The following is a 26,924-nucleotide window of genomic DNA, read 5'->3' as shown; positions in this document are numbered from 1 at the left end:
GCTCGCGATGGAGTCAACGCGGTTCGATGTGGACAATCATCAATTGCACCGTCTCATTCCCACGAAACTCGTTCAGGTCGAGCTTGTAGGCCAATTCCACCCATTTGATGGTCGGATTCGGCCAGATGTCGCGGTCGATGCCAAAGGCAATGCCATCGAGTTTCACCGAACCACATTCGCTTCTGAGCACCACCTTGAGGTGCCGCTCGCCGACGACGCGCTGCTCGACCAACTGGAACACCCCATGAAACAGTGGCTCCGGAAAGTGCTGCCCCCAAGGGCCGGCATGACGCAGGGCGCGGGCCAGTTCCAGGTGAAATTCCTCGACTGCCAGGGTGCCGTCCGACAGCAGCCGACCGGTCAGGTCCTCTTCGCGCAATTGCCGACGGACTTCGGCATCGAAGGCTTCGGCGAACAACGGAAAATTCGCTTCCGGCAGCGTCAGGCCTGCCGCCATGGCATGGCCGCCGTATTTGCTGATCAGATTTGGATGCTGCGCCGCCACGACACTCAAGGCGTCGCGAATATGAAACCCCTGGACCGAACGCCCCGAGCCCTTGAGCAGGCCATCGCCTGCATCGGCAAAGGCGATGGTCGGACGGAAATAGCGTTCTTTCATTCGCGAGGCGAGGATGCCGATGACGCCCTGGTGCCACTCGGGATCGAACAGGCACAAACCGAACGGCATCGATTCCACCGGCAAGTCCTTGAGCTGGGCCAGCGCCTCACGCTGCATGCCCTGCTCGATGGATTTGCGATCCTGGTTCATGCCGTCGAGCTGTGCGGCCATTTCACGCGCAAGCCCGGCGTCTTCGGTGAGCAGGCATTCGATGCCCAGGCTCATGTCATCCAGCCGACCGGCCGCGTTCAGGCGTGGCCCGACAATGAACCCCAGATCGGTGGAGGTAATGCGCGCCGGGTCACGCTTGGCCACTTCGAGGATCGCCTTGATCCCCGGCCGAGCACGTCCGGCGCGAATACGCTCCAGGCCCTGGTGCACCAGAATCCGGTTGTTGGCATCCAGCGGCACCACGTCGGCGACGCTGCCGAGGGCCACCAGATCCAGTAACTCGCCGATATTCGGCTGCGGCGTGCTCTCGTACCAGCCGAGGCTACGTAAACGCGCGCGCAAGGCCATCAACACATAGAAAATCACCCCGACACCGGCCAGCGCCTTGCTCGGGAATTCACAGCCCGGCTGGTTGGGATTGACGATGGCATCGGCCAGCGGCAGCTCGTCGCCAGGCAAGTGGTGATCGGTGACCAGGACCTTGAGCCCGGCCTTTTTTGCCGCCGCCACGCCTTCGACGCTGGAGATGCCGTTATCCACGGTAATCAGCAGTTGAGGGTCGCGGGTCAGTGCGACTTCGACGATTTCCGGGGTCAGGCCATAACCGTATTCGAATCGGTTCGGCACCAGGTAGTCGACGTGCGCCGCGCCCAACAGCTGCAACCCCAACATGCCCACCGTACTGGCCGTCGCACCATCGGCGTCGAAGTCACCGACGATCAGAATCCGCTGACGCTGCTCCAGCGCCACCACCAGCAAATCCACCGCGCCCTCGATGCCCTTCAGCCGCTGGAACGGAATCAGCCGCGCCAGGCTTTTGTCCAGCTCGGCTTCGCACTGCACGCCCCGCGCCGCGTACAGACGGGTCAGCAGCGGCGGCAAATCACCGAGGAATGGCAGGGTGTCGGGCAACAGGCGAGGTTCGATGCGCATGGGGTGACAGGTGCTTCTCTTGGATAGGGGGACAAAACCGGGTGATGCGGTACCGCGCAGATTTATCAGCCGCGTTCGCCACTCAGCCACTGCAGCTGCACTTCGTGCTGACCACGGTCGTCGGTGACGAAAATCGTCCCTTCGCTGATCATCACATCCCACTTGATCACGCGTGGCATGTCTTTGGCCAGGGTCTCCAGGACGTCCTGAGGTACCGCGGCGATGTGCACGTTTTTCAGGTTCTTGATCGCGGGGATCACTTTGCTTTCCCAGACGCGCAGGCTGCCGTAGGCCAGCAGGCTGGTGCGCTCGGTGCGGCGCGAGCACCAGGTCAGGCGATCGGCGTCCGGCTGGCCGACTTCGATCCAGTGCAGGACACGGTCGTCCAGGCTCTTTTCCCACAGGGCTGGTTCATCGACGTCTGACAGACCGCGACCAAACGACAGCTGCTCGTTGTACCAGAAGGCGTAGGCCAGCAGCCGCACGGTCATGCGCTCTTCGGTTTCCGAAGGGTGACGGGCGATGGTCTGCTTCACGCTCTCGTAGATGCTGCGGTCGAGGTCGGTGAGGTTCAGTTCAAACTTGTAGGTCGTGGACGGCTGGGCCATGAACGGGCTTCTTGATACGTGGAAAGGCGGCAAGTCTAACCGATGCAACAGGCAATCAACGAATTGAAGGCGAATCAACCTTGGGCGGCTGACGCCGGGCTATGCTAAAACGCTCTACCCGTTAAGCCTCTGTCCTACAGGATCCAGCATGCCGTTCACCGCCAAACCGCTCTCAGGCCTGAAAGTCATCGAATTGGGCACATTGATCGCCGGGCCGTTTGCCTCGCGCATTTGTGGTGAATTCGGTGCCGAAGTGATCAAGATTGAATCCCCGGACGGCGGTGACCCCTTGCGCAAATGGCGCAAGTTATACGAAGGCACCTCGCTGTGGTGGTTCGTTCAGGCACGCAACAAGAAGTCCCTGACGCTGAACCTCAAGCATCCGGAAGGCCTGGCGATTCTGAAAAAGCTGCTCGGCGAAGCGGACATTCTGATCGAGAATTTTCGCCCGGGAGTCCTGGAAAAACTCGGCCTGGGCTGGGAAGTACTGCACGCACTGAACCCGAAACTGGTGATGGTGCGTCTATCGGGATTCGGTCAGACCGGACCGATGAAGGATCAACCAGGGTTTGGCGCCGTCGGTGAATCCATGGGCGGCCTGCGCTACATCACCGGTTTCGAAGACCGACCACCGGTGCGCACCGGAATCTCCATCGGCGATTCGATTGCCGCACTTTGGGGTGTGATTGGTGCGCTGATGGCCCTGCGTCATCGCGAAGTCAACGGTGGCCTGGGCCAAGTGGTCGATGTGGCGCTGTATGAAGCGATCTTCGCCATGATGGAAAGCATGGTCCCGGAGTTCGACGTGTTCGGTTTCATCCGCGAACGCACCGGTAACATCATGCCCGGCATCACGCCCTCTTCGATCCACACCAGCGCCGACGGCAAACATGTGCAGATCGGTGCCAATGGCGATGCCATTTTCAAACGCTTCATGCTGATCATTGGCCGGGAAGACCTGGCCAACGACCCGCTATTGGCCAGCAACGATGGGCGCGATAGCCGTCGCGACGAGATTTATGGGGTGATTGATCGCTGGGTCAACTCGCTGCCACTGGACGCCATCATCGAACAGTTGAATCAGGCTGACGTACCGGCCAGTCGGATCTTCAGTGCCGAAGACATGTTCAGCGATCCGCAGTACCTGGCCAGGGAAATGTTTCTCAAGGCCAAGCTGCCGGATGGCAAGGATTTCAAGATGCCGGGGATCGTGCCGAAACTCTCAGAGACACCTGGCACATCGGAATGGGTCGGCCCGCAGTTGGGTGAACACAATGCGCAGGTACTGGACGACCTTGGTTACGACAAGGAACAGATCGCAAAGCTGCGTGAAGACGGCGCCATCTAAGCTGCAACGCCTGTCTGCGCGGCTCATCAACCACTGCCTGGCGTGCGGCGCACGAGCGTTGCGCGCAGGGGCGGTTTTCATCTTGCTCGCCAGTCAGGCTCAGTCGACGTGGGCGCAGCCCAAGGAAACCCTGGTCTGGCTGTTGCGCGATCTTCCACCGCTGATGATTTTCGAAGGACCGGAAAAGGGCCAGGGCGTCATCGATCAACTGCTGCCGTTGCTGATCGCTCGCATGCCGCAATACGAACACACCCTGATGCGGGTCAATCGCGCTCGCGGCTTGCAAATGCTCCACGAGCCCACCCTCACGTGCGATGCGGCGCTGAACTGGAGCAGGGAACGCGCCAGCTGGATGGCGTTTTCCATCCCGGTCTTTCGGGCCATAAGCAATGGCCTGGCAGTGCGGCGCGTTGATCGGGAGCTGCTGACGCCCTTTATCAAGGATGGCGAAGTGGACCTGGCGGCCCTTCTGGCCAGCGGCAGCGAAAAGCTGGGAATCATCGCCGAGCGCAACTACGGCGAGTATCTCGATGCACTGCTCAAACAAGCACCCGCCCATGCACTGGCGCTCCACTACGGCAACGATGCGTTGGGCAGCCTGTTGCAGATGCAACGCCTGGGACGCTTGCGGCTGCTGTTGGGGTACCGCTCGGAGATCCGCTACCAGGCCCGGCAGCAAGGGATTGCGGAAGATGAATTGCAGTTCTACCCGATCCGCGGCACAGGCCAATACCTGTCCGGTTACATCGGCTGTACTGACACCCCTCAGGGCCGGCAGGCCATCATCGAGATCAACCAACTGTTGCGCGACCTGCCCCACGAGCGCTTGAGCGAGGCCTATGCAGCCTGGTTGGACCCGGACAGTCGCAGCGACTACCTGGAAGCCAGCAAGGCATTTTTCAAGGAGCAGGCCGGGCAATGACAAATCGCGGACAAAAAGAAACCCCGAGAAGTGGGGAGACGACTCGGGGTTAAACGTGGCCTACATAAAGACCAGTAACAGCAAGCTACAAGCACCGGAGCACAATGCTTGATCCTGCTGTTACATGATCTGACCGACCTTGGAGCAGGAAGGTTCCCACACAAAGACAATTCATTTTCGGCTGGCCAGGGGCTTGCCCTGGGCAGCGTTGCGTAACGCTGCGATAACGCAGGGTTCCAGACGCCCTTCGGCAATCAGCACATCGCGATGCAATCCGTCGACCACATCCGTCAGCAGACGCTTATCGGTCAACTGTGCCTGGTTGAATTCCCGTTCGACCACAATGGCGCCAGTCGAATTTTTCAGGGTCACCAGGCATTTGCCCTGGGGTCCCGATGGGGTCAACGTCACCTGATACGGGCTCAGAGCCTCACTGAGCAATAGACTGATACTTTCCATCTCGATCACCACTCAATAGTCCGAAAACAAAGTGCCTGGGGCGTGTCCACTGTAAATGACCGCTGGCCCTGGAGGAAAGTTCTGGATGCCGATTGCAGATGCATCGGCGTCTCTGGTTGATGGAGCATGCACGGCGAAGATGACAAAGACAAAACAGAGGTGGCAGATCCATAACCAAAGCAAAACAACGGCAAGATCAAAAGATCGCAGCCTCGCTTCGCTCGACAGCTCCTACAGGGAGCCGCCTCACGCCTGCTTCTTGCATTTGCCGATATCGCTCCATCCACCCAACAGACCGCGCAACTTTCCGTCTGCACCGTAAAACGGCACCGTCCACTGGTAAATATCCCTCGGCCCACTCTTGAACAACAACTGACACAGACTGAAGCTCGTCTTGCGAGTCACCAGTTGCGCCATCAACTCGGCATGCAGCCGTTCGGCAGTCTCCCTGGGCAAGGTATCGAGTTCGATCAATTGCCGTCCCTTGACCTGGTCGAAACGAGTCGACAAGCTTTCTTCATAACTTTTGTTGCACATGATCAACCGTCCTTCCAGATCACGAACGAACATCGGATCGGGCATGGCGTCCATCAACGCACGCTGAAAAGCCAACTGATCACGAAGGTCTGTCTCGGCCCCCAGACGCTGCTGGATCAAGGTCCTGCGCCGACGACTCCAAAGTATCGACAGTGCGAATACGCCGACCGCCAACACGCCCCACCAGCCCCACTTCGTGAGCCGCTGCCAGGTAGTGGGCGCTTGTACCGGAGCACTTCCACTGGACCATTTCAGGCGAATGGCACGTAACTCCGCAGGCGGAAACGCTGCAAGCGCCTTGTTGAGGATACTCAACAACTGCGGCTGGCCTTTGCCTACCGACAGATAATCGCCGGTCCAGAGTCCCTCCACCGCTTGCCCGACCTCGAGCTGTCCCGACGGGTAAAACTGCGCCGCGATTTCATTTTCAATGGTGGCATAAGCCTCACCACTTACGACCAACGCCCGAGCCTCGGCGTAGGTCTTGACCGAACGCAATTCGATGGCCGGATAGTCACGGCGAATCATGGATTCGAGCGCATGCCTGGCCGGCAGCACCAACACTTGCTTTGACAGTTGCTGCAGAGACTCTACTGGTGCACCCCCTGCCCGCCCGACCAATACCCAACCTGCGCCACCGAACGCGTGGCTGAAATCCAGAAACGCCTTGCGCTCGTCATTCATCGACAGCGTCGCACTCATATTCGCCGCGCCGCTTTCCAGTTGCTCCAGCATCTGCTCGGTGGAAAACGTCTCTTCATACACAAATTGCAGCCCGGTCATGGCGCTGATGCGATTGAGCACATCGTTGTACAACCCGCTCCACTGACCGTACTCGTCCTTGAACAGATACAGCGGGAAGTGCTTCGACGCGACAATGATTCGCGGGTGCTCGGCGACCCATTGCCGCTCCTGAGCATTCAGTCCGATCGTCGCGCCTGCGACTGCGCCCTTGGGATCAGGTGTCGCCAGATGCATCGCCATCACCCAATGAGCAACGCCGATGGCGCTGAGCAAAAACATCCAGCACACGACTGGTTTCAATCCTCTGAAAAATAGCATTGCCCCTTCCTTGGTCGTCGAATCGCCTGTCCTTGATGGGCGATTCTTCATGTAGAAACACGACAAGTGTGACACCCGAAAACGAGAAAGCCCGTCAGGAGACGGGCTTCAATATGTGACAGCTTATGCCGGTTACAGGGGCTTGCCGCGGTTGCCATGCTGACTGACAAAGGCTTGCACGGCTTTCAGGTCATTCGGCAAAACGGTGCAGCGCTCATCTCGCTCAAACAAATCAGAAAGATGTACAGGCAGTTCAAGCGCTTTTCCTACACCGGCTTTTTCCACGGCGTCCGGGAATTTGACCGGGTGGGCCGTGCCCAGGATCACCATCGGAATATCCAGGCTGCGACGGCATTCGCGCGCGGCCTTGACGCCAATGGCCGTGTGCGGATCCAGCAGCTCACCGGTCTGCTCGTAGACTTCGGCGATGGTTTCGCAGGTTTGCGCGTCATCCACGGCCAGGGAGTCGAACAGCTTGCGGGCCTCGGTCCAGCGTTCCTGCTCGACGCTGAAACCGCCCCCTTGCTTGAAGGTGTCCATCAGGCCGGCAATCGCCTCGCCGTTGCGACCGTGCAGGTCGAACAACAGACGCTCGAAGTTCGACGACACCATGATGTCCATGGACGGCGATAGCGTGGCGTGCAGGGTGTCCTTGACGTACTGGTTACCACTCATGAAGCGGTGCAGGATGTCGTTGCGGTTGGTGGCGACGATCAACTGGTTGATTGGCAGGCCCATGTTGCGTGCCAGGTAACCGGCGAAGATGTCGCCGAAGTTGCCGGTCGGCACCGAGAACGATACCGAGCGCGCCGGGCCGCCCAACTGCAGGGCCGCGTGGAAGTAGTAAACGATCTGGGCCATGATCCGCGCCCAGTTGATCGAGTTCACCGCTACCAGGCGCGTGCCCTTGAGGAAACTCTGGTCGGCGAAGCTGGCCTTGACCATTTCCTGGCAGTCATCGAAGTTGCCTTCGATGGCGATGTTGTGGATGTTCTCGCCAAAAATGGTGGTCATCTGCCGACGCTGCACTTCGGACACGCGGTTGTGCGGGTGCAGGATGAAGATGTCGACGTTTTCGCAGTGCTTGCAGCCTTCGATGGCAGCCGAACCGGTATCACCGGAGGTGGCGCCGACGATCACCACACGCTCGCCGCGCTTTTCCAGCACGTAGTCGAGCAGACGACCGAGCAGTTGCAGGGCGAAGTCCTTGAACGCCAGGGTCGGGCCGTGGAACAGCTCCAGCACCCATTCGTTGCCGTTCAACTGACGCAGCGGCGCGACGGCGTTGTGCGAGAACACGCCGTAAGTCTCTTCAAGAATCTTTTTGAAATCGGCATCGGGGATGCTGCCGGTCACAAACGGGCGCATCACCCGGAAAGCCAGCTCGTGATACGGCAGGCCGGCCCAGGAAGCGATTTCTTCCTGGGTGAAACGTGGCAGGTTTTCCGGCACGTACAGGCCGCCGTCGGTGGCAAGGCCGGCCAGCAGGACGTCTTCGAAATTCAGGGCCGGTGCCTGGCCGCGGGTACTGATATAACGCATAAGGGCAAACCTTTGGTTTGGGCTGCAAGCTTCAAGCTGCAAGCTGCAAGTAAAAGCCGGACTGCTTTTGACTTGCCGCTTGGAACTTGCCGCTTGCCGCTGTGTTAATTCAGGTGTTCGACGCGGATCCGTACGACCGGACCCACCACGCCCGCCAGGGCTTCCAGGGCGGCAATCGCGTCGTTCATGTTCCGCTCCAGCACACGGTGCGTCAGCAGGATCATCGGCACCAGGCCGTCGTGTTCTTCGACTTCCTTCTGCATGATCGATTCGATGTTGATGCCGCGCTCCGACAGGATACTCGCCACCTGGGCCAACACACCCGGATGATCCTTGGCCTGGATGCGCAGGTAGTAGGCACTTTCGCAGGATTCGATCGGCAGGATCGGGTGGGCCGACAGCGAATCCGGCTGGAAGGCCAGGTGCGGCACGCGGTTTTCCGGGTCGGAGGTCATGGCGCGAACCACGTCCACCAGGTCGGCGATCACCGACGAAGCGGTCGGCTCCATACCGGCGCCCGCGCCGTAGAACAGGGTCGAACCGGCGGCGTCGCCGTTGACCATTACCGCATTCATCACGCCATTGACGTTGGCGATCAGGCGATCGGCAGGGATCAGTGTCGGGTGTACACGCAATTCGATACCGGCGGCCGTGCTGCGCGCCACGCCCAGGTGCTTGATGCGATAGCCCAGCGCTTCGGCGTAGTTCACGTCGGCGGTGGTCAGCTTGGTAATGCCTTCGGTGTAGGCCTTGTCGAATTGCAGCGGAATGCCGAATGCGATGGAGGCCAGGATCGTCAGCTTGTGGGCGGCATCGATGCCTTCAACGTCGAAGGTCGGATCGGCTTCGGCATAACCCAGGGCTTGCGCCTCGGCAAGAACGTCTTCGAAGTTGCGGCCCTTTTCGCGCATTTCAGTGAGGATGAAGTTACCGGTGCCGTTGATGATCCCGGCAACCCAGTTGATGCGGTTGGCGGACAGGCCTTCGCGGATCGCCTTGATCACCGGAATGCCACCGGCCACCGCCGCTTCGAACGCCACGATCACGCCCTTCTCGCGGGCCTTGGCGAAAATTTCATTACCGTGAACGGCAATCAGCGCCTTGTTCGCGGTCACCACGTGTTTTCCGTTCTCGATCGCTTTGAGTACCAGCTCGCGGGCAACGGTATAGCCGCCCATCAGCTCTATGACGATGTCGATCTCAGGGTTCGTGGCCACTTCGAAGACATCGTTGGTAATCGCAATACCGGTCGTCTGGAACTGAGGCTTTGGCGTGCGCATGGCAATTTGTGCCACTTCGATTCCACGCCCGGCACGACGAGCAATTTCCTCGGCGTTGCGCTGAAGTACGTTGAAGGTACCGCCACCGACGGTCCCTAACCCACAGATGCCTACTTTGACCGGTTTCACTGTGAACTCCCCATAAAACGGCCGACTCGAGGCCGGCCGTGAAAACAACCGCATACTGGCGGTTCTCTATTAATGGTCAGGCGGGTAACCGCCCGACCATGATCGTCAAAGGCTGACCGTGACGATACGAACTTTATTTCGCACCCAGCGCCAGTTTGGCGACTTGTGGCGCTGGCTGGTAGCCCGGAATGACCTGACCATCAGCCAAAACGATGGCCGGTGTGCCGTTCACGCCGATCGACTGACCGAGGGCGAACTGTCTGGAAACCGGGTTATCGCACTTGGCGGCCTTGATTTCCGAGCCATCGACCATTTTGTCCATGGCGGCCTTCTTGTCTTTCGAGCACCAGACCGCTTGCAGCTGTTCGTCACCCGGCGAGCCCAGGCCCTGGCGCGGGAACGCCACGTAGCGCACTTCGATGCCGCGTTTGTTCAGCTCAGGCACTTCGGCGTGCAGCTTGTGGCAGTACGGGCAAGTGGTGTCGGTGAACACGGTGATGTGCGATTTGGTTTCGCCGATCGCCGGGTAAACCACGGTTTCCGCTACCGGAATCGCGTTGACCAGCTTGGAAACGCCCAGGCGTTCGGTCTTCTCGGTCAGGTTGACCGGCTTGCCGTCCTTGAGCTGGAACATGTAGCCCTGAACCACGTATTGGCCGTCGGCACTGGCGTAGAGTACGCGGCTGCCTTTGAGCCTGACTTCGTAGAGGCCGGGCAAAGGACTGGCGGTGATGGTTTCAACTGGAACTTCGAGCTGGAGGTTTTCCAGGCTTTTACGAATGGCTTTGTCGGCCGCGTCATCGGCGACGGCAAAGGTGCTGACCAACGCAATGGCTGCGGCAGCGAAAATCTGGGTCAGACGCATGAGAACTCCTGAAGGCGGACAAATGGGACGATCAGAACGCCCGTGCCGAAACACCGGGTCATAATCGCCCATCGTGCAAACCGGCAAAGCCTACCACATAAGGCCCCTGTGGCCGACTCCCGGTGATGCAAGGCACCGAAGACCGCTTTCCTGTGGGAGCGAGCTTGCTCGCGATGGCAGCGGTCCTGCCAATACAAGGTGAAGGTCAGATCGCAATCGCGAGCAAGCTCGCTCCCACAAAAAGCAGATCGCAGGCAGCTCAGCCGCGCGGGTGGTGTTTGGCGTGCAGGTCCTGCAGGCGCGCCCGGGCGACGTGGGTGTAAATCTGCGTGGTCGACAGATCGCTGTGGCCGAGCAGCATTTGCACCACTCGCAGGTCAGCGCCGTGGTTGAGCAGGTGCGTGGCGAAGGCGTGACGCAGCGTATGTGGCGACAGCGACTTGCCGATCCCGGCGACCTTGGCCTGGTGCTTGATGCGGTGCCAGAAGGTTTGGCGGGTCATCTGCTCGCCGCGCTGACTCGGGAACAGCACATCACTGGGGCGCCCCCCCAGCAGTTCATGGCGGGCATCGCGCATATAGCGCTCGACCCAGACGATCGCCTCCTCGCCCATCGGCACCAGTCGCTCCTTGCTGCCCTTGCCCATCACCCGCAGCACGCCCTGGCGCAGGTTGACCTGCTCCAGGGTCAGGCTGATCAGCTCCGTCACCCGCAAGCCGCAGGCGTAAAGCACTTCGAGCATGGCGCGGTCGCGCTGGCCGATGGCTTCGCTCAGGTCCGGTGCCTTTAACAAGGCTTCCACGTCCGCTTCCGACAAGGATTTGGGCAACGGCCTGCCGAGCTGAGGCATATCGATGCGCAGGGTCGGATCGACGGCGATCAGCTTTTCTCGCAGCAGATAACGATAGAAACCACGCACACCGGAGAGAAATCGTGCGGTGGAACGGGGTTTATAGTTGTGCTCCAGGCGCCAGGCAAGGTGATCGAGGATCAGCTCGCGTCCGGCGTTGATCAGCTCCAGACCTCTCTCCTGCAGCCAGCCATTGAATAAGGCCAAGTCACTGCGATAGGCGTCGCGGGTGTTATCGGAAAGACCCTTCTCCAGCCACAGGGCGTCGAGGAACTGGTCTATCAGTGGGTGATCGATGGCGGGCATAAAGGCTCAGATAACAGGAAAACTGACGGCAAGTCTTTCATAGCCTGCTGTGGCTTTATAGGACCCGTTGTCATTGTGGTGCCTGATAGATCGATTCGCGAGCAGGCTCGCTCCCACAGGTTTATGCGGGATAAATCGCGGGCAACAAAAAAGCAGCCCGTAGGCTGCTTTTTTCTGCATCGGAAGCTGTACTTAAGACAGTTTTTCCTTGATGCGAGCTGCTTTACCGGACAGGTCACGCAGGTAGTACAGCTTGGCTTTACGTACGTCACCGCGACGCTTGACGGCCATGCTGTCGATTTGCGGGCTGTAGGTCTGGAAAGTACGCTCTACGCCAACACCGTTGGAGATTTTACGCACGGTGAAAGCACTGTTTACGCCGCGGTTACGCTTGGCGATAACAACACCTTCGAACGCTTGCAGACGCGAACGGTCGCCTTCCTTCACTTTCACCTGAACGACAATGGTGTCGCCCGGGGCAAAGGTAGGGATCTCTTTGGTCATCTGCTCTGCTTCGAGTGCAAGGATGATTTTGTTAGTCATGCTGTGCTCCTAAGGTAAATCGTCGGATCTACCATCGATACGTTGTTAACTATCGTCCCGCTCGCGGATGTATTCCTCGAGCAGCTTCTTCTCTTCTCCAGAAAGCGAGCGGCTTTCCAGAAGATCGGCGCGTCGTTCAAAGGTCCGACCAAGGGACTGCTGTAAACGCCAACGCCGGATGTGCGCGTGATTGCCACTTAGCAATACGTCGGGAACACGCTGATCCGCATACACCTCCGGTCGGGTGTAGTGCGGGCAATCCAGCAAACCATCCGTAAAGGAATCTTCCTCGGCGGAGTCCGCATGCCCTAAAGCTCCAGGCAGCAGTCGTGTAACCGCATCGATCAGGACCATCGCCGGCAGCTCGCCGCCAGACAGTACATAGTCGCCAATCGACCACTCTTCATCGACATGAGCTTCAATAAAACGCTCGTCAATGCCTTCATAGCGGCCGGCAATCAGGATCAATGCATCCAGATTCGCCAACTCGCGTACCGCCGACTGAGTCAGCTGACGGCCTTGGGGGGACAGGTAAATCACCTTCGCCGCCTCCCCGGCTGCTGCCTTGGCCTGAACCAGAGCATCTTCCAGGGGCTTGATCTTCATCACCATGCCCGGGCCACCGCCAAATGGGCGATCGTCCACAGTGTGATGTCGATCCGTCGTGTAGTCTCGCGGATTCCAACAGGTGAGCTGCAACAGCCCCTGTTTCACCGCACGACTGGTGATGCCGTACTCGCTGATGGCGGAGAACATTTCGGGAAACAAACTGATCACTTCTACGCGCAAGTTAGCCACGCTTAGAAATCCGCGTCCCAATCCACCTTCATCTCGCCCGCGGCCAGGTCGACAGCCAACACGCATTGCTCCGTATAGGGCAACAGGCGTTCGCGATCATCCAGGCTGCCAGCGCAAGGCTTGACCACCATTACATCATTGGCGCCGGTTTCCAGAAGATGATCGATTTTCCCGAGCAATTGCCCGAGTTGATCAATAACCTTCAGACCTTCCAGCTGGTACCAGTAGTACTCGCCGTCGGTCAATTCAGGGAACAGGTTGCGCGGCACACAGATCTCATAACCGGCCAGAAGACGTGCTTCTTCACGATCATCGAGACCCTTGAGCTTCGCGACCAGGAACTTGTCGTTCCCACGTCCGCTGACCAGCTCGACCTGTTTCACATTGCCTTCGCGCTTGAGCGTCCAGGTTTTGTACTGCAACAGGTTTTCAGTCGGATCAGTAAAGGAATACACCTTCACTTCGCCGCGAACGCCATGAACCGAATAAATTTTGCCAATAACGATCAAATCATCGGCAACAGCTGGCGTCGCGTTCATATTGCTCAGGCCGCAGCCTTAGCAGATTCCTTCAACAACTGAGCAACGCGCTCAGAAGGTTGTGCACCAACGCTCAGCCAGTAGGCTACGCGCTCTTGGTTCACAGACAGACGAACTTCCTGACCACGGGCAACAGGGTTGAAGAAACCAACCTGTTCCTTGTGCGAACCGTCGCGCGGGTTGCGGCTGTCGGTTACGGTCAAGTGGTAAAACGGGCGCTTTTTGGAGCCGCCAAGGGCAAGACGGATTGTTAGCATGTGAACATCGTTCCTGTAGTCGGTGCTGCAAATCTAAAGGCACAGCGGGCATAGGTGCCCGAAAGGCCGCATATTCTAAGGAATATCCGGACTTTTGCAAATGTCTTTTTCCGGCGGCCTTCCGGTCGCCATCCAGATTTGCTATAGAGCCGTCGTTGAAAACGGCCAGTCAGCTCCCGCCAAGTGCGGGTTTGCTGGAGATCCCACTTCCGTGTGGGCTGCGCAAGAGCAAGCCCTTGCGCGGATTCTTTGTGTCCAGTCTCGCCAATAATGCTCATATTTTGGCGAGTGACTGTTGATCTCAGGCAAGGCGCCGCGACGAGTCATAGCTGGCTATGGCGAGGAGCGGCAACGTAGCATGAGGTCAACAGGCGCCGCCAAAATTGAGCAGTATTGGCGTGACTGGACACTATATTTTGGGCATGCCGCCGCCGGGCAACATACCGCCCATGCCGCGCATCATTTTGGCCATTCCGCCTTTCGCGGAGAACTTCTTCATCATCTTCTGCATCTGCTTGTGCTGCTTGATCAAGCGACCGATGTCCTGCACCTGGGTGCCGGAACCCATGGCGATCCGGCGTTTGCGCGAACCGCTGATCAGTTCAGGGTCGCGGCGCTCGGCCGGGGTCATGGAGTTGATGATGGCTTCCATCTGCTTGAACTGCTTCTCTGCCGCGCCCTGGGCGTTGCCCATCTGCGCCAGGTTCACGCCGCCGATGTTCGGCAGCTTGTCCATGAGGCCGCCGAGGCCGCCCATGTTTTTCATCTGTTGCAGCTGATCGCGGAAGTCTTCGAGGTCGAAGCCCTTGCCCTTCTTCAGCTTCTTGGCCAGCTTGTCGGCCTTGTCCTTGTCGAGGGTCTGTTCGGCCTGCTCGATCAGGCTGAGCACGTCGCCCATGCCGAGGATGCGCGACGCGATACGCTCAGGGTGGAACGGTTCGAGCGCTTCGCTCTTCTCGCCCATACCGATGAACTTGATCGGCTTGCCGGTGATGGCACGCACCGACAGGGCGGCACCGCCACGGGCGTCGCCGTCGACCTTGGTAAGGATCACACCGGTCAGCGGCAGCGCGTCGCCAAAGGCCTTGGCCGTGTTGGCGGCATCCTGGCCGGTCATGGCGTCGACCACGAACAGCGTTTCGACCGGGTTGATCGCGGCGTGCAGTGCCTTGATCTCGCCCATCATCTCTTCGTCGATGTGCAGGCGACCGGCGGTATCGACGATGACCACGTCGATGAACTTCAGTTTGGCTTCTTTAATAGCCGCTTGCGCGATCTCGACCGGCTTCTGGCTCAGGTCGGACGGGAAGAAGGTCACGCCGACTTCACCGGCGAGCATTTCCAGCTGCTTGATCGCCGCCGGACGGTAAACGTCCGCGGACACGACCATGACCGACTTCTTCTTGCGCTCTTTAAGGAAGCGCGCGAGCTTGCCGGCGGTAGTGGTTTTACCCGCCCCCTGCAAACCGGCCATCAGCACGACGGCAGGCGGCACGGCGCTCAGGTTCAAATCTTCGTTGGCCGCGCCCATCAGGCTTTCGAGTTCGGCCTGGACAATCTTCACGAAGGCCTGGCCCGGCGTCAGGCTGCGCGACACCTCGGTGCCGACAGCGCGTTCCTTGACCGAGTTGACGAAGTCTTTGACCACCGGCAAGGCGACGTCGGCTTCGAGCAACGCCATGCGCACTTCACGCAGGGTGTCTTTGATGTTGTCCTCGGTCAGCTTAGCCTTGCCGGTGACATGGCGCAGCGTCTGCGAGAGACGGTCGGTTAAGTTTTCAAACATTGCGCGATCCTTTCAGGCCCTGTGTAGACCGGGATAATGGCGGCCCAGACCGGAATAAACATGTGCTCGGCGAGCCTGCGGCGTGGGCAGGTCGCGGATTATAGCGAAGACTGCGTCTGGCGGACACCTCGCACTTTCGTGCCGTGTGGGTTCTATGCCAAACTCAGCGCCTTTCGGGCTTGCCTAACAGGATTTATGCTCCCCTTGTCACCCAGCTTGCTTATCACCCTCGCCGCCGCCTGCTTGTATGCCGCTGCGACCCTCTATCAGGGCACTCGTCTGGCCACCGGCGCCAAGGCCAACAAGCGCCTGCTGGTCACGCTCGGCGTGCTGGCCGTGCTGGCCCATGGCGCCAGCCTGTTCACCCATCTGTTGACGCCGATCGGCCTGGGCCTGGATTTTTTCAGCGCCGCCAGCCTGATCGCCGCGGCAGTCATTGCCCTGACCCTGCTGGCCTGCTCGCGGATTCCGGTGGAGAACCTGTTGATATTGCTGTTCCCGTTGGGCCTGGCGACCGTGTTGCTCGCGCAGTTCGCCCCCGCCGGCACGGTGCAGATCATCGACGAGGAGCCAGGCATCCTTGCCCACATCCTGCTGTCGATCCTCGCCTACGGCATGTTTACCATTGCAGTGTTCCAGGCGTTGCTGTTGTTGGTTCAGGACCATCAACTCAAGCACAAACACCCGTCCGGGCTGATCAAGAACTTCCCACCGCTACAAACCATGGAAAGCCTGCTGTTCGGCTTCCTCTGGGCTGGCTGGACCCTGTTGTCGTTGTCGCTGATCTCCGGCTGGCTGTTCGTCGACAACCTGTTCGCCCAGCACCTGGTGCACAAGACCTTGCTCGCGTGCCTGGCCTGGATCGTCTTCAGCGTGCTGCTCTGGGGGCGCAACCGCCTGGGCTGGCGCGGACACAAGGCCATTCGCTGGACCCTCGCCGGTTTCTGCCTGCTGATGCTGGCGTACTTCGGCAGCAAACTGGTCCGCGAATACATCCTGCACATCTGACGGGCCGCATTAATGGACGAATTGCCCCTAGGGCCGATGCTTGCCGTAATGGCCCTGCTGATTTTATGGTCGGGGCTGTTTACCGCCATCGAAGCGGCACAACAACACTTGCTGGCCCAGCGCACCGCCTCCCGCTCCGGTGACAAACCCGTGGCGAAACTGAGTTTTCCGCTGAACAGCCTGATCCTCTGCAACACCCTGTGCCGCGCGCTGGTGGTGGTCATTAGCACGTTGCTGGCGATTTTCACCTGGGGTGAAAATGGTCCATGGGCCGCTTGCGTCGGGGCCGGCGCCCTCCTGCTGGTGTTCGCCGACTACCTGCCGCGCACCCTCGCCGTCCGCTATCCGGACGTGGTCCTGGCTTTGGGCAACACCTTGCTGCGCGCACCGCTGAAAATCATCTACCCGGCCGCCTGGCTGCTCAATGGCATCAGCCAGTTGCTGATGCGGCCGTTCGCCCGCAAAGCCAAAGTGGTGCAACAGAGCGAAGATGAAGCGCCGAACGATAGACACGACGATCACGAACACGCCGTTTGCCGCCCACATCCGCTCTCGGGTATCCACGCGCTGGACAACATCACGGTCAACGACATTCTGGTTCCGCGCAGTGACGTCGACGGGATCAACCTCGACGACCCCCTCTCGGACATCATCGAACAACTGCGCCACAACAAACGCACGCGCCTGCCGGTATTCCACAGCGATATCAACCAGGTCGAAGCGGTGCTCAATACCCGGCAGATCCGCCACTTGCTGTCCGACGGCAGCCTGACCCTGGAATTGCTGTTGGCGGCCAGTCACGAGCCGTACTTCGTGCCTGAAAGCACACCGCTGCAACTGCAACTGCTCAATTTCCACAAACAGCAGCGGCGCCTGGGCATGGTGGTCGACGAGTACGGCGAAGTGCTCGGCATCGTGACCCTGGAAGACATTCTCGAAGAAATCGTCGGCGAGTTCGAAAGCCAGCACAGCCTGGATAACCCGCATATCCATCCCCAGGCCGACGGGCGACTGGTGATCGATGGCGCGGCATCGATTCGCGACCTGAACAAGAGCCTGGGATGGCACCTGCCCAGTGACGGGCCGAAAACCCTGAACGGGTTGGTCACCGAAGCGCTGGAGACGATTCCCGAGAGCGCGGTGTGCCTGAAGATCGGACGGTATCGGCTGGAAATCCTGGAAACCGAAGACAACCGTGTCACTCGCGTGTTGATCTGGCATACCAGTTCGACACCGGCGGTTTTGCCCATCCGCTAGATCCAAAAAGATCGCAGCCTTCGGCGGCTTCTACATTTGGAATGAGTTCCCCTGTAGGAGCTGCCGAGGCTGCGATTTTTTTGCTCTTGTTGAACCATTAGCAGCCTTCCTATAATCGAGCCGCTTACCCAAGCCCCGCCCTACCCCTGTGCTACCCGCACTCTGCGTTAAACCCACATCCCTGGGTGTTCGACCATAATAATTCGCTCCACTGGAGCACATGACTGTCAGGGATTACCGCATGACAACCAGCACGACTTATAACGACAGCACGCCCGCACAACCGACGAACTCCGCCACCCGGGTGGCCACCGCGAGCTTCATCGGCACCGCCATCGAATTCTACGATTTCTACGTCTATGCCACTGCGGCAGCGCTGGTGATCGGCCCGGTGTTCTTTCCGCAGACCTCCGGCACCGCGCAGATGCTGTCGGCGTTCCTGACCTTCGGTATCGCCTTCCTTGCCCGACCGCTGGGTTCGGCGCTGTTCGGCCACTTCGGTGACCGCATCGGGCGCAAATCGACCCTGGTGGCCTCCCTGCTGCTGATGGGCGTATGCACCACGCTGATCGGCGTACTGCCAGGTTATGACAGCATCGGGGCCTGGGCGCCGATCCTGCTTTGCGTGTTGCGCTTCGGCCAAGGCCTGGGGCTGGGCGGTGAATGGGGCGGCGCAGCGCTGCTGGCGACGGAGAACGCGCCCAAAGGCAAGCGCGCCTGGTTCGGCATGTTCCCGCAGCTCGGCCCTTCGATCGGCTTTCTCGCGGCCAACGGACTGTTCCTGACCCTCGCCATGACCCTGGACGACGAACAGTTTCGCTCGTGGGGCTGGCGGATTCCGTTCCTGCTCAGTGCCGCGCTGGTGATGGTCGGCCTGTATGTACGCCTCAAGCTCCACGAAACGCCGGTGTTTGCCAATGCCATGGCTCGCCAGGAACGGGTGAAGATTCCGCTGGTGGAGCTGTTCAGCCAATACTGGGCGCCCATGCTGTTGGGTGCCGGGTCGATGGTGGTGTGCTACGCGCTGTTCTACATCTCGACGGTGTTTTCGTTGAGCTATGGCGTGTCGACACTCGGCTACACCCGCGAAACCTTCCTCGCGCTGTTGTGCTTCGCTGTCCTGTTCATGGCCGCAGCTACGCCATTGTCGGCCTGGGCCAGCGACCGTTACGGGCGCAAACCGGTGCTGATCATCGGTGGGGTGCTGGCGATTCTGTCCGGATTCCTGATGGAGCCGTTGCTGACCCAAGGATCAACCTGGAGCGTGGCGCTGTTCCTGTGCATCGAGTTGTTTCTGATGGGCGTGACCTTCGCGCCGATGGGGGCGATGCTGCCGGAGCTGTTTCCGACTCACGTGCGTTATACCGGGGCGTCGGCAGCCTACAACCTCGGCGGGATCGTCGGGGCCTCGGCGGCGCCGTTCTTCGCGCAGAAACTGGTGGCGATGGGGGGGTTGAGTTATGTCGGCGGGTATGTGTCGGGGGCGGCGGTGTTGAGCTTGATTGCGGTGCTGTGCCTGAAGGAGACGCGTCACAACGATCTGAATCGGGTGGCCTGATAGGCCGCCATCGTCGGATCGCCGCCCGGAGCAAGCTCGCTCCCACAGGGGAATTGGGGTGTACACACAATCTGTGGCCAACCAAGAACCCTGTGGGAGCGAGCTTGCTCGCGATAGCCGCGCCTCGGTTTAGAGCTCTACTACAACAGCTTGAGAAGCGCGGGTCGCTTTAGCACGAGCCGCTTCAATCGACTCATCCCGCGCCAACGCCACCCCCATCCGACGCTGACCATTAACCTCAGGCTTGCCGAACAGGCGCAACGCCGTATCCGGCTCGCTCAACGCAGCACCCAGGTTGGCGAAAGCGGTCTGGGTCGATTGCCCTTCCACCAGAATCACCGCCGAAGCCGAAGGCCCGAACTGACGGATCAACGGAATCGGCAGGCCCAGGATCGCCCGCGCATGCAGGGCGAACTGCGACAGGTCCTGGGAAATCAGGGTCACCAGACCGGTGTCATGCGGACGCGGCGACACTTCGCTGAACCACACCTGATCACCCTTGATGAACAGCTCGACGCCAAACAGACCACGGCCACCCAAGGCTTCAGTAACCGCCTTGGCCACGCGCTCGGATTCCGCCAGGGCAACCGGGCTCATGGCCTGTGGTTGCCAGGATTCCTGATAGTCGCCCTTCTCCTGGCGATGGCCGACGGGCGCGCAGAACGTCGTGCCGCCGACGTGACGCACGGTCAACAGGGTGATTTCGTAGTCGAAGTCGATGAAGCCTTCGATGATCACCCGACCTTTACCGGCGCGGCCGCCTTCTTGAGCGTAATCCCACGCGGTTTTCACGTCATCGGTGCTGCGCAGCAGGCTCTGGCCCTTGCCCGAGGAACTCATGACCGGCTTGACCACACAGGGGAAACCCAAGTCTTCGATGGCCTTGCTGTAATCTTCGAAGGTGTCGGCGAAGTGGTACGGCGAGGTCGGCAGGTCCAGCTCTTCGGCGGCCAGGCGACGGATGCCTTCGCGGTTCATGGTCAACTGCGTGGCGCGCGCGGTCGGGATCACGGTGAAACCTTGCGCTTCAAGCTCGACCAGGGTCGCGGTGGCGATGGCTTCGATTTCCGGCACGATGAAGTGCGGCTTCTCGGCCTCGATCACGGCACGCAGGGCGGCGCCGTCGAGCATGTTGATCACGTGGCTGCGATGCGCAACCTGCATGGCCGGCGCGTTGGCATAGCGATCCACGGCAATCACTTCAACGCCCAGGCGTTGCAGCTCGATCACCACTTCCTTGCCCAACTCACCACAGCCACACAGCAAGACGCGGGTCGCGGTTGGCGACAATGGAGTTCCGATACGGGTCATCTCAGGTCCTCTATGGAGCGGATCATCGAGGGTTGCGGCGTGATTGACCTATAAGAGCCTGCGCGCTTCCCATGGGGAGAAAGCGCGGCATTTTACATGAACCAGAGGGTTTGGCTTCAGCTGGCGATGGCCTGTTTGCGCAAGCGCCAGGCCGTGATCAACCACATGGCCCCGCGTAGTTGATCAGCACCTTCGGCTACTGACCGGGGGTTTTACCCAGCATCCAGAGCAACCCGCTGGATTTAGCCCGCTCATGACACAACCCCAGCACCCTGCGCCGCTCCTCGTTGTCCATCCGGCTCCAGCGCGTGATCTCTTCCACCGTGCGCTGGCACCCGGTGCAAACATCGTCCTCGTCCAGCGCACATATATTCACACAGGGCGATTGGACCGGGCGTTCAGGGGTGTTCATTGTTCCTGCTCAGCCAGATCGCGGGCATAACGCTGGGCGTTATGCACATAGTGGGCGGCACTGGCCTCCAGCATCTGCTTCTGCGCTTCGGTCAACTCGCGCACCACCTTGCCGGGCGACCCCATGACCAGCGAGCCGTCCGGAATTTCCTTGCCTTCGCCGATCAGCGAGTTGGCGCCGATGATGCAGTGCTTGCCGATTTTCGCGCCGTTGAGAATCACTGCGTTAATCCCGATCAGGCTGTAGTCACCGACTGTGCAACCGTGGAGCATGGCGTTGTGGCCAATGGTCACACCGGTGCCAAGGGTCAGCGGGTAGCCCATGTCGGTGTGCATCACTGTGCCGTCCTGCACGTTGCTGTTCTTGCCGATCAGGATCAATTCGTTGTCGCCACGCAGCACGGCGTTGAACCAGACGTTGGCGCCCTCTTCCAGCCTGACCTTGCCGACCAGCACGGCGTTAGGGGCGACCCAGCTCTGTGGATGGGTTTCGACGCGGGCGTCGCCCAAGCGATATTTCATCTTTGTTCCCTCGAGACTCAGGCAGGCTCACTTGCAAAAAAGGTTCGGCCATTTCGAACGATGGCTTCAGGTGTTGGTAAAACGCTTGGGCGGTTGGTGCAGACTGATTTTGGCGTCATAAAGCAGGTTGATCAACTCGACGATCATGATCGCGGTCAGGCCCCAGATCTTGTATTCGCCATAACGATAACTCGGCACGTACCAACTGCGGCCCTGGTAATCAATGCGATGGGTATGTTCCCGAGGATCCTTGCGGAAGAACTCCAGGGGTACGCTGAACACCGCGGCAATCTCGGCATCGTTGGCCTGATAGTCGACGAAGTCCGGAATCACGCCGACATAGGGCGTGACCTTGATGCCATGCAGAGAGATCAGCGGACTCAGCGGGCCGATCACTTCGACCAGCCCCGGTGGCAGGCCGATTTCTTCTTCGGCTTCGCGCAGGGCGGTGAAAACAAGGTCCGGATCTTCGGGGTCGCGGCGACCGCCGGGGAAAGCGACTTCACCGCCATGGGTCGAGAGCCCGCTGGCGCGCAGGGTCAGAACCAGTTCCGGTTCATCATTGCGAGTGATGGGCACCAGGACCGCGGCCTCGGGAAAACGCTTATCGGTTTCCAGTGTGCGTGGGATGTGGTTGCTTACTCGATGCAGTAGCTCGTCCAGCATGAGACTTCTCGACTTATTCTCTACCTTGCATCATGCACCAATCGAACCGGCCGCCCAACCCCATAACCACAGCATGTCGCTAAACGACAACTTGCCGACTGACACCGCCGCACGCCAAGATAGGCACAGCATTCAGGAACCCAAGCATGAAATTTTGCAGTCAGTGCGGCAACCCGGTGACCCAGCGCATTCCAGAAGGCGATTCGCGCCTGCGTTATGTCTGCGATAGCTGTCACGCGATTCATTACCAGAACCCCAATATCGTCGCCGGTTGCGTGCCGGTCTGGGGCTCGAAGGTGTTGCTGTGCCGACGCGCCATCGAGCCTCGGCTCGGTTACTGGACCCTGCCCGCAGGCTTCATGGAGAACGGCGAAACCATCGAGCAGGCGGCGATTCGCGAGACCGCCGAGGAAGCCTGCGCCCGGGTGCGAGACCTCTGCATCTATACCTTGATTGACGTGCCGCACATCAGTCAGGTGCATGTGTTCTTTCGTGCGGAGCTGGTGGACCTGGATTTTTCCGCCGGCCCCGAAAGCCTGGAAGTGGCACTGTTCGAAGAGGCCGACATCCCTTGGTCCGAGCTGGCTTTCCGTACGGTAGGCCGTACCCTAGAATGCTACTTCGCAGACCGGCAGACCGAGATCTACCCCGTGCGGTCCGAATCGATCCCGCCGCTGGTTCAACCTGCCATCCGTTAAAAAACCTTCTATAAATAAAATAGTCGCGACACCATTCAGGGATATCGTTTCAATGCGCTGGTTGCTTGCCGTGTTTTGCATGTCGTTCGTCGCTATTTCCCAGGCCTCCACGGCGGAAACCCTGGATGGCAAAGTCATCGAAAAAGTCCTGGTGCTCAAGTCTGCCCATCAACTGCAATTGATCAACGACGGCAAGCCGCTCAGGACCTATCGCATTTCATTGGGAAAAAGACCTGTCGGCCCGAAACTCATGGAAGGCGACAAACGCACGCCTGAAGGCTTTTACTGGCTGGACTGGCGCAAGACCAGCGACCGTTTCAACCTGTCGATGCACATTTCCTACCCGAACATCAGCGACTCCGCCCGCGCCCGGCGCGAAGGCGTCGAGCCCGGCGGCATGATCATGATCCACGGCACCCCGGACACAGAGGACAATCCCGAAGATCTGTTCCACACCCTGGACTGGACCGACGGTTGCATCGCCATGCGCAACATGGACATGCGCGAGGTCTGGGGACTGGTGCCGGATGGCACGATGATCGAGATTCGTCCGTAACTCCCCTTCGATGATCGTTCCCCCGCTCTGTCTGATCGTTCCCACGCTCTGCGTGGGAATGCAGCCCGGGACGCTCCGCGTCCCATCCGGAGCCGAACGCAGAGCGTCCGTTGAGGCATTCCCACGCAGAGCGTGGGAACGATCGATAGGGCTACCTTCGGTCGCCTTCGAAAAATAAAATCAAAAGATCGCAACCTGCGGCAGCTCCTACCGGCTTGATACCACTCGCACCCGTAGGAGCTGCCGCACGCTGCGATCTTTGCTTGTAAAACCCCCATCACTAATACCACTTAAAGCCAGCGCCTGATGATCACTCTCGACAAGCCAGGTTTTCCTGCGCCTTAAGCAAAGTGGTCTCATTGACATGGTATTCAAGTGGTATTAGTTTTCGCTGCATTACCGGGCGACAACAATCCTACATCCGCATCGGACCAAACCTACATGAATGATCTCCAGGCCCTACGCCCTGACGATACCCAGCCCACGCCGTTGTACCTGCAACTGGCGCGCAATCTGGAAGCGGCGATCCATGCCGGCCAGTGGAAAGCCGAACAGGCCATGCCGTCGGAGCGCAATCTCAGCGAAACGCTGGGCATTTCCCGCGTCACGGCACGCAAGGCGCTGGAGGTGCTGTTCGAACAAGGGCTGATCCGGCGCAACCAAGGTTCCGGCACGTTCATCACCCCGCGTCTGGAGCAGCCGCTGTCGCGCCTTTCAGGCTTCAGCGAGATGTTGCGGCTCAAGGGCTTTGTCCCCGGCTCGCAATGGCTGGAGCGGGAAATCACGCCGCCGACCCACGAAGAACTGATCCGTCTGGGACTCTCGCCCAACGATAAGGTCGCGCGGCTCAAACGCCTGCGCAAAGCCGATGACACGGTGATGGCGATCGAAATGAGCACCCTGCCCGCCACGGTCATTCCCAAGCCGCAAGCGGTGGGCGATTCCCTCTACGAATACCTCGACGGCATCGGCAAACCGGTGGTCCGCGCCTTGCAGCACATCCAGGCGATCAACGCCTCGGACGAATTTGCCGCGCTGGTGGGTATCGCCCCCGGCACCGCGATGCTGCTGATGACCCGGGTCGGCTACCTGGAAGACAACACGCCGATCGAAGTCACCGACACCTACTGCCGCAACGACTACTACGATTTTGTCGCAGAGCTTCGCAGATAAAGAGCTCCGCAAAAGAGCTCCGTCGACAAAGAGCTTCGCCGCAAGACAAGCAACCGGGAACCGATCATGTCCGAAGACAACATCCTCACCGCCCACGGCTGGGTTCGCGGCCGGCTGATTCATCAACACGGCAAGGTCGTGTCCATCGAAGGCCAGCCCTGCGATCCGGCGGACAATGACTTGCCTTACCTGCTGCCGGGCTTCATCGACCTGCACGTTCACGGCGGCGGCGGCAAAGACATCATGGAAGGTGCAACCGCCTTCGAGACCATCACCAAGACCCATGTGCGTTTCGGCACCACGTCGCTGCTGGCCACCACCATGACGGCACCGAGTGAAGAGATTTCCCGTGTACTCAAGGAAGTCGGCGAGTTTTGCGAGCAGCGGCCCAAAGGCAGCGCCCGAGTCCTCGGCGTGCACCTGGAAGGTCCGTACATCAACCCCGGTAAACTCGGTGCCCAACCGAATTTTGCCCACACTGCGTTGATGGCCGAAGTCGAAGAATACCTGGCGCTGGCACCGATCCGCGTCATCACCATCGCCCCGGAAATTGCCGGTCACGACGCCTTGATCCGCACCCTCAGCAGTCGCGGTGTGCGCATGCAAATCGGCCACACCCTCGGCAGTTACGAGGAAGGCGTGGCCGCGCTGGAAGCCGGCGCGACCAGTTTCACCCACCTGTACAACGCCATGAGCCCGCTGCATCACCGCGAGCCGGGCATCGTCGGTGCGGCGCTGGCTCATGCGAAATATGCCGAGCTGATTCCCGACTTGCTGCACGTTCACCCCGGCGCCATCCGCGTGGCCCTGCGTTCGATCCCGTGCCTGTATTGCGTCACCGATTCCACCGCCGCCGCCGGCATGCCCGACGGTGAATACAAGCTCGGCAGCCACACCGTCACCAAATGCCTGGGCGGTGTGCGTCTGCCTGACGGGACCCTGGCCGGCAGCACCCTGACCATGGATCAGGCCCTGCGCAACCTGGTGAAGATCGGCCTGCCGATCGCCGAAGCCTCGCAACGTCTTTCGCAATTTCCCGCCGACTACCTCGGCCTTCAAGAGCGCGGCCGCCTGGCACCTGGCAGCTGGGCCGACTGCGTGCGGCTCGATCGCTCACTCACACTGACCGCCGTCATGGTCGAAGGAGAAGACATTGACTTCAAAAATGCTTGAAGAGGCGCTGTCCTCGTTCAAGGCCGTGCAAGCCCAATTGCAGCAACTCGACCCGCAGATGATCGAGATCGCCGGACGCCTGCGTCGTCAGCCACCGCAAGTGGCGATGACGGTCGCCCGCGGCAGTTCCGACCACGCCGCCAGCTACTTCGCCTACCTGACCATGCAGCAACTGGGCATTCCGGTAGCGTCATTGCCGATGTCGGTGGTGACCATGCAGCAGGCACCGTTGAAGGTCAGCGGCCAGGTAGCCTTTGCTTTCTCGCAGTCCGGGCAAAGTCCGGATCTGGTGAACAGCCTGCGCCTGCTGCGCAAGCGCGGTGCCCTGAGCATTTCGATGGTCAACGCCGAGAGTTCGCCACTGGAAGCGGCCTGCGAATTCAACCTGCCACTGTGCGCCGGTACCGAAAGCAGCGTCGCCGCGACCAAGAGCTTCATTGCCACCCTCAGCGCCAGCGCCCGACTGGTCGCGCACTGGAAACAAGACGTGGAACTGCTGAAAGCCGGCCTGGCCCTGCCGGAAGGCCTGCGCGATGCGGCACAACAGGACTGGAGCCTGGCTATCGAAGCCTTGCGCGATTGCCAGCGCCTGATGGTGATCGGCCGTGGCGCCGGTTTCGCCATCGCCCAGGAAGCGGCACTGAAATTCAAGGAAACCTCGGCGATCCAGGCCGAAGCCTTCAGCAGCGCCGAAGTCCGTCACGGCCCGATGGCCTTGATCGATGAGCACTATCCGCTACTGGTATTCGCCCCACGCGGTGCCGAGCAGGCCGGGTTATTGAGTTTCGCTGCCGACATGCGCCAGCGCGGCGCCCGGGTCTTGCTGGCGGCCCCGGAGGATGTCACCGAACGCGACCTCACCCTGACCCGCGCCGAACATCCAGCCCTCGACCCGATACTGGCAATCCAGAGCTTCTATGTCATGGCCGCCGGTCTGGCGCTCGCCCGAGGCATGGACCCGGACCAGCCGCGGCACCTGAGCAAAGTCACCCGCACCCACTAATTCGAATGGCAAGCGAATCCCCCCCTACAAGGGA

At 60.0% G+C, this 26,924-nt stretch carries 27 protein-coding genes; 10 read left to right on the top strand and 17 right to left on the bottom strand.

Annotated elements, in window-relative coordinates:
- Positions 1-13: 13 nt before the first annotated feature.
- Complete coding sequence (gene recJ / locus ACA067_RS04885) at positions 14-1,723, bottom strand: single-stranded-DNA-specific exonuclease RecJ (protein WP_497460825.1); 1,710 nt, start codon at positions 1,721-1,723, stop codon at positions 14-16.
- 65 nt (positions 1,724-1,788) lie between these two features.
- Positions 1,789-2,331: a YaeQ family protein gene (locus ACA067_RS04880; RefSeq protein ID WP_307338705.1), complete on the bottom strand. Its 543-nt coding sequence runs from the start codon at positions 2,329-2,331 to the stop codon at positions 1,789-1,791.
- Positions 2,332-2,479: 148 nt separating this feature from the next.
- On the opposite strand from ACA067_RS04880, the gene ACA067_RS04875 reads away from it, so the two are divergent.
- Entirely contained in the window at positions 2,480-3,679 is a 1,200-nt protein-coding gene (locus tag ACA067_RS04875) for a CaiB/BaiF CoA transferase family protein (RefSeq protein ID WP_497460824.1), read from the top strand.
- Complete coding sequence (locus ACA067_RS04870; protein WP_497460823.1) at positions 3,660-4,601, top strand: TIGR02285 family protein; 942 nt, start codon at positions 3,660-3,662, stop codon at positions 4,599-4,601. The genes ACA067_RS04875 and ACA067_RS04870 overlap by 20 nt, the downstream gene beginning before the upstream one ends.
- 171 nt (positions 4,602-4,772) lie before the next feature.
- Here the strand turns inward: ACA067_RS04870 and ACA067_RS04865 are convergent, their stop codons facing one another.
- From ACA067_RS04865 to ffh, 11 genes are all read right to left on the bottom strand, one after another.
- Entirely contained in the window at positions 4,773-5,060 is a 288-nt protein-coding gene (locus ACA067_RS04865; protein WP_497460822.1) for a DUF3509 domain-containing protein, read from the bottom strand.
- A 246-nt stretch (positions 5,061-5,306) separates the two neighbouring features.
- Positions 5,307-6,659 (bottom strand): transporter substrate-binding domain-containing protein, encoded by a 1,353-nt coding sequence (locus ACA067_RS04860; RefSeq protein ID WP_497460821.1) that lies wholly within the window; start codon positions 6,657-6,659, stop codon positions 5,307-5,309.
- Between the two features lie 132 nt (positions 6,660-6,791).
- The gene (gene thrC / locus ACA067_RS04855; protein ID WP_497460820.1) at positions 6,792-8,201 is read right to left on the bottom strand and encodes a threonine synthase; all 1,410 of its coding nucleotides are present in this window, start codon (positions 8,199-8,201) and stop codon (positions 6,792-6,794) included.
- Between the two features lie 104 nt (positions 8,202-8,305).
- Positions 8,306-9,610, bottom strand: coding sequence for a homoserine dehydrogenase (locus ACA067_RS04850; RefSeq protein ID WP_497460819.1), 1,305 nt, complete (start codon positions 9,608-9,610; stop codon positions 8,306-8,308).
- 133 nt (positions 9,611-9,743) lie between these two features.
- The gene (locus ACA067_RS04845; RefSeq protein ID WP_497460818.1) at positions 9,744-10,475 is read right to left on the bottom strand and encodes a DsbC family protein; all 732 of its coding nucleotides are present in this window, start codon (positions 10,473-10,475) and stop codon (positions 9,744-9,746) included.
- A 259-nt stretch (positions 10,476-10,734) separates the two neighbouring features.
- Entirely contained in the window at positions 10,735-11,631 is an 897-nt protein-coding gene (gene xerD, locus ACA067_RS04840) for a site-specific tyrosine recombinase XerD (RefSeq protein WP_497460817.1), read from the bottom strand.
- Positions 11,632-11,823: 192 nt separating this feature from the next.
- Positions 11,824-12,174, bottom strand: coding sequence for a 50S ribosomal protein L19 (rplS, locus tag ACA067_RS04835; protein WP_055103485.1), 351 nt, complete (start codon positions 12,172-12,174; stop codon positions 11,824-11,826).
- A 45-nt stretch (positions 12,175-12,219) separates the two neighbouring features.
- Complete coding sequence (trmD, locus tag ACA067_RS04830; protein WP_010463006.1) at positions 12,220-12,972, bottom strand: tRNA (guanosine(37)-N1)-methyltransferase TrmD; 753 nt, start codon at positions 12,970-12,972, stop codon at positions 12,220-12,222.
- A gap of 2 nt (positions 12,973-12,974) precedes the next feature.
- On the bottom strand, positions 12,975-13,511 hold the full coding sequence (rimM, locus tag ACA067_RS04825) for a ribosome maturation factor RimM (RefSeq protein WP_007944873.1): 537 nt from the start codon (positions 13,509-13,511) through the stop codon (positions 12,975-12,977).
- Positions 13,512-13,516: 5 nt separating this feature from the next.
- Positions 13,517-13,768, bottom strand: coding sequence for a 30S ribosomal protein S16 (gene rpsP / locus ACA067_RS04820; RefSeq protein ID WP_003198088.1), 252 nt, complete (start codon positions 13,766-13,768; stop codon positions 13,517-13,519).
- A gap of 409 nt (positions 13,769-14,177) precedes the next feature.
- The gene (gene ffh / locus ACA067_RS04815) at positions 14,178-15,554 is read right to left on the bottom strand and encodes a signal recognition particle protein (protein WP_266010291.1); all 1,377 of its coding nucleotides are present in this window, start codon (positions 15,552-15,554) and stop codon (positions 14,178-14,180) included.
- A 195-nt stretch (positions 15,555-15,749) separates the two neighbouring features.
- Between ffh and ACA067_RS04810 the strand changes: the two genes are divergently transcribed.
- From ACA067_RS04810 to ACA067_RS04800, 3 genes are all read left to right on the top strand, one after another.
- Entirely contained in the window at positions 15,750-16,562 is an 813-nt protein-coding gene (locus ACA067_RS04810; RefSeq protein ID WP_497460816.1) for a cytochrome C assembly family protein, read from the top strand.
- 12 nt (positions 16,563-16,574) lie between these two features.
- Entirely contained in the window at positions 16,575-17,819 is a 1,245-nt protein-coding gene (locus ACA067_RS04805) for an HlyC/CorC family transporter (protein ID WP_497460815.1), read from the top strand.
- 241 nt (positions 17,820-18,060) lie between these two features.
- Positions 18,061-19,377: an MFS transporter gene (locus ACA067_RS04800; protein WP_497460814.1), complete on the top strand. Its 1,317-nt coding sequence runs from the start codon at positions 18,061-18,063 to the stop codon at positions 19,375-19,377.
- A 129-nt stretch (positions 19,378-19,506) separates the two neighbouring features.
- On the opposite strand, the gene purT is transcribed toward ACA067_RS04800, so the two are convergent.
- The 4 genes from purT to ACA067_RS04780 form a co-directional block, all read right to left on the bottom strand.
- A complete protein-coding gene (gene purT, locus ACA067_RS04795; protein WP_497460813.1) occupies positions 19,507-20,688 on the bottom strand; it encodes a formate-dependent phosphoribosylglycinamide formyltransferase in 1,182 nt (393 codons plus the stop codon).
- Positions 20,689-20,884: 196 nt separating this feature from the next.
- Positions 20,885-21,100, bottom strand: coding sequence for a DUF1289 domain-containing protein (locus ACA067_RS04790; RefSeq protein ID WP_497460812.1), 216 nt, complete (start codon positions 21,098-21,100; stop codon positions 20,885-20,887).
- Complete coding sequence (locus ACA067_RS04785) at positions 21,097-21,621, bottom strand: gamma carbonic anhydrase family protein (protein WP_497460811.1); 525 nt, start codon at positions 21,619-21,621, stop codon at positions 21,097-21,099. Before ACA067_RS04785 ends, ACA067_RS04790 begins: the two co-directional genes overlap by 4 nt.
- Positions 21,622-21,687: 66 nt before the next feature.
- On the bottom strand, positions 21,688-22,287 hold the full coding sequence (locus tag ACA067_RS04780; protein ID WP_497460810.1) for a CoA pyrophosphatase: 600 nt from the start codon (positions 22,285-22,287) through the stop codon (positions 21,688-21,690).
- A 146-nt stretch (positions 22,288-22,433) separates the two neighbouring features.
- Here ACA067_RS04780 and ACA067_RS04775 point away from each other — a divergent pair, with 146 nt between their 5' ends.
- The 5 genes from ACA067_RS04775 to ACA067_RS04755 all read left to right on the top strand — a co-directional run bounded on the left by ACA067_RS04775 (position 22,434) and on the right by ACA067_RS04755 (position 26,890).
- Positions 22,434-22,985 (top strand): NUDIX hydrolase, encoded by a 552-nt coding sequence (locus ACA067_RS04775; protein WP_497460809.1) that lies wholly within the window; start codon positions 22,434-22,436, stop codon positions 22,983-22,985.
- Between the two features lie 52 nt (positions 22,986-23,037).
- Positions 23,038-23,541 (top strand): L,D-transpeptidase family protein, encoded by a 504-nt coding sequence (locus ACA067_RS04770; RefSeq protein ID WP_497460808.1) that lies wholly within the window; start codon positions 23,038-23,040, stop codon positions 23,539-23,541.
- Positions 23,542-23,982: 441 nt separating this feature from the next.
- Positions 23,983-24,714, top strand: coding sequence for a GntR family transcriptional regulator (locus ACA067_RS04765; RefSeq protein WP_497460807.1), 732 nt, complete (start codon positions 23,983-23,985; stop codon positions 24,712-24,714).
- A 66-nt stretch (positions 24,715-24,780) separates the two neighbouring features.
- Entirely contained in the window at positions 24,781-25,887 is a 1,107-nt protein-coding gene (gene nagA / locus ACA067_RS04760) for an N-acetylglucosamine-6-phosphate deacetylase (RefSeq protein ID WP_497460806.1), read from the top strand.
- Positions 25,868-26,890 (top strand): SIS domain-containing protein, encoded by a 1,023-nt coding sequence (locus ACA067_RS04755; protein WP_497460805.1) that lies wholly within the window; start codon positions 25,868-25,870, stop codon positions 26,888-26,890. Before nagA ends, ACA067_RS04755 begins: the two co-directional genes overlap by 20 nt.
- Positions 26,891-26,924: the final 34 nt, after the last annotated feature.

The organism is Pseudomonas sp. LBUM1674, from assembly GCF_059695635.1.
Note: the sequence above shows the minus strand (reverse complement) of the source record. Positions and strands in the feature narration are given on the sequence as shown.